Source organism: Actinomycetes bacterium (assembly GCA_024222295.1).
In the GTDB taxonomy this organism is placed as follows: Bacteria; Actinomycetota; Acidimicrobiia; order Acidimicrobiales; family Microtrichaceae; genus JAAEPF01.
The window spans coordinates 1-3,502 of the sequence record JAAEPF010000053.1; the positions used below are offsets into that span (position 1 = coordinate 1).

Annotated in this window: 3 protein-coding genes; 2 read left to right on the plus strand and 1 reads right to left on the minus strand. The window is 69.1% G+C overall.

All coding sequences use genetic code 11. The features are described from left to right. Nucleotides 1-335 precede the first annotated feature (335 nt). Complete coding sequence (locus GY812_15595) at nt 336-1,952, plus strand: transposase (GenBank protein MCP4436904.1); 1,617 nt, start codon at nt 336-338, stop codon at nt 1,950-1,952. 15 nt (nt 1,953-1,967) lie between these two features. Here GY812_15595 and GY812_15600 read toward each other — a convergent pair whose 3' ends face one another. Then, complete coding sequence (locus GY812_15600; GenBank protein MCP4436905.1) at nt 1,968-2,141, minus strand: hypothetical protein; 174 nt, start codon at nt 2,139-2,141, stop codon at nt 1,968-1,970. Between the two features lie 409 nt (nt 2,142-2,550). Here GY812_15600 and GY812_15605 point away from each other — a divergent pair, with 409 nt between their 5' ends. Further along, nucleotides 2,551-3,435, plus strand: a complete 885-nt coding sequence (locus GY812_15605) for a 4-hydroxy-tetrahydrodipicolinate synthase (GenBank protein ID MCP4436906.1) — start codon at nt 2,551-2,553, stop codon at nt 3,433-3,435. Nucleotides 3,436-3,502: the final 67 nt, after the last annotated feature.

The following is a 3,502-nucleotide window of genomic DNA, read 5'->3' on the forward strand; positions in this document are numbered from 1 at the left end:
GCCAGTCGTGGGGCGACGGCGGCAGCAGAAACTGCTGATCCGGCTCCCATTCGCGATACGTCTTGGCCATGGCCCAGTAGATCATGGCCAGATCCTCGGGTCGATCCCCCAAAAGGGCCCAATCCCCGACAGACCCCTAGCAGCGCGCGCCGTAAATCAGTTTCGAAGTGATTCCGATCACTTAGGCGACCCCTGGTTCTGCGGGGTTGACCGGCGTCGCGCACGGGGTTGAGCTGGAGTTCCTACGCAACAACCACAGCCCCGACGCAACGCCGTGGTGACGCTGCCTGAGATGATGGCATTTCGGCAAGGGCTCCGGGGCGGGGAGCCCGGACGTGCCAACCAAGAACCTCTCGCAGACCTCCTTCTTCACGCCGGAGTTCGCTGATCCCCGCGTGCTGGCGCCTGCCTCGCTGCCGTGGCTGTTCCGGACGCAGGCCGCGAAGCTGTACCCGGACTGGCTCTTCTCAGACTGGCACGGCCATGGGCGGCGGGGCCGAGACGCTTGGCCGGCGTCGGTCCTGATGACCACCTTGCTGCTGCGCTTCAGTGAGGAAGGGATGAGCCGCAAGGCGATGGTGCGGCGCCTCGGGACCGACCTTGCGTGGCGGGCTGCGACGGGTTTGGAGATCGGGGGCAAGGCGCCGAGCGAGTCGAGCTTCCGGCGCTTCGAGCGGTACCTGCTGGGGCGCGACCTGGAGAGCGGAGTGCCCCGGTACCAACTGCTGCACGAACATCACGTCCGGATGTGCGTGGACGCGGGCATCGTGAGTCCTGAGGCTGTATGGGCGATGGATAGCACGCCGATGTGGTGCTACGGCGCGGCGCGCGGCACGGTGCGCCTCCTCGGCGATGGCCTGCGGGGCCTGGGGAAGCAGTGGGCTCGAGCGAAGGGGCAGACCCTCGCGGCGGTGGCCACGGCCTGGAAGCTCCCCTTCCTCCTCGCGAAGAGCACGAAGGGCCATTTCCGCATCAACTGGCGAGACGCCGATGCGCGCGCCGGGCTGATCGATTCGTTGGCAGCCGACGTGCTTCGAGTCATCGAACAAGTTCGCGCCGAGGTGGAGTCCGTGCGGCACAACAAGCGCAAGGGCCTCCTGCGTCGGTGCCGCCAGCTGGCCAAGGTGATCGCCGATGACCTCGAGGTCGATGACTCGGCCCGACTGCGTGTCGCGCAGAAAGTCGCGCGGGACCGGACGGTGAGCATCACGGATCCGATGGCTCGCCACAGTCGCAAGACGAGGAGCCAGCCCTTCCGCGGCTTCAAGGTCCACCTGCTGGGGGAAGTGGTGAGTGGCTTGATCACCTCCTTGTCGGTCACGCCGGCCAACAAGGGCGATGGCACGGTCGCACTGCGCCTCATCGGGCGGGCGAAGCAGCTCCACGCCGACCTCTCCCAGGTCCTGGGGGACACGGCCTACGGCGGGGCCGAGCTGCATCTGCTCGGGCGCCGCCAGCATGGTGTGGACGTCCTCGCGCCTCCGCTGCCGGTGACGCGGCCGAAGGACCGCTTCAACTCGACGGACTTCGACATCGATGTGGCGGCGGGGACGGCGAAGTGTCCGGGGGGCGTCGAGGTCGCCATGAGGCAAGGCAAGACGAGGCGCTACTTCTCTTGGTCCAAGGCAAGCTGCGACACCTGCCCGCTGCGCGGCAAGTGCCTGACCGCCCGTGCCACCTGCAAGACCGTGGCGATCAACCCGAGGCACGAGGAACTCATCGTCCTCCGCGAACGATGGGAGAGAGAAGAGATCCGTGAGCAGTACCGCACGCGCAGTCAGTGTGAGCGGCTGGTCAACCAAGTGGTGCGCCACGGGGGGCGGCAGGCGCGGGCCTGGGGCCTGCAGCAGGCCACGCTCCAAGCCTCTGTCATCGTAATGCGGTGCAACCTCGGCCGACTCGCCCGGCACCTCGCCAAGGAGGAGGAGCCGGTGGACCTCGCCGCTGCATAGCGGTAGGCCGTCGCCTCAGGCGTGGCGTTGCACGAGGCGGGTGAGCATCGCGGCCCAGGCGGCCGGCGAGCCGGAGTCTCTGCTCCGCCTCAGCGCCAGGCACGAGCCGCGGCCCCCGAGCCCCAGCACGACGACGAGCACGCCCGGCCCACGGCACCCGAGCACCAGCACGACGACGCGCACGATCACCACAGCTGATGGGGCGTGCTGCTCGTCTGGCCGATCCGGGCGAGGCGGCTCAGCGTCCTCCGGATCGGCACATTCCTAACTCCGAAGTGCCGCCCCGAACAATTTCAGCTACTTACGCCACTCCATGCAGTAATTCCGCGCTTTGGCGCGCGCTGCTAGGGGTCTTGCTTGGGCAAGACGCCGAGCACCAGCTGACAAGCTCCGGCCGCGAGGGCGACACCGGCGAGCGCGGCGATGGAGAGGCTCAAGACGACCGAGAACATGGGCATCCCTTTGGGGGACCAGATTGCGGCGGACCCTAACGGCCGCGATCTGCGCTGTCAACGGCCGATGAGAGGGCCTCGCCGTTGCACCCCGTAGCCCTTTCCGCTTAGCTGCGTTGCCCTTTCGAGCAGTCGTCGGAGGTCCAATGTTCAGCGGAGTGCACACGGCCCTGGTCACCCCCTTCACCGCGGGGCGGGCCGATTTGGAGGCCTTCGCGGCCCTGGTGGAGCGGCAGATCGCGGCGGGCATCCACGGCGTGGTGCCCTGCGGGACCACCGGGGAGTCGAGCACGGTCACGGACGAGGAGCGCTTGGGCCTCATCCGCACGGCGGTGCAGACCGCCAAGGGCCGCCTGAAGGTCATCGCGGGCGTGGGCACCAACGACACGGCCCGCTCCATCGCGAACGCCCGCGCTGCGGCAGAGGTGGGCGCCGACGCCGGCCTGGTGATCACCCCCTACTACAACAAGCCCACCCAGGAGGGGCTCTACCGGCACTGCGCGGCCATCGCCGAGGCCACGGAGCTGCCGCTGGTGCTCTACAACGTGCCCGGGCGGACCGCCGTCTCCTTCACCGTCGACACCCTCGACCGCCTCGCCGATCTGCCCACCATCGTGGCGGTGAAGGAGGCCACCGCGGATCTGCAGTTCGGCGCGGAGATCGTGCGGCGTTGCGGGGACCGCATGCAGGTCTTGAGCGGCGACGACGCCACCGCCTTTCCGCTCTGGTGCGTGGGTGGGCGCGGCCTCACCGCCGTCGCGAGCAACCTGGTGCCGGAGCGCTTCGTGGCGCTCTGGAGGGCCTTCGAGGCGGGGGACATCGCGGAGGCGCGCCGCATCCACCTGGGCCTCTTGCCCCTCTTCGCGGGCATGTTCTGGGAGACGAACCCGGTGCCGGTGAAGACCGCGCTGGCCTGGGCCACCGGGCTGATTTCGGCGGAGTGCCGTCTGCCGCTGGCGCCGCTCCTCCCGGAGACCGAGGCGCGCCTGCGCGCGCTCTGCGCCGACCAGAAGATCGAGCTGCGCGCGTGAAGCTGGGCATCTACGGGGCGGGCGGGCGGATGGGTCGGCGCATCGCCGCGCTGCTCGAGGAGTTCCC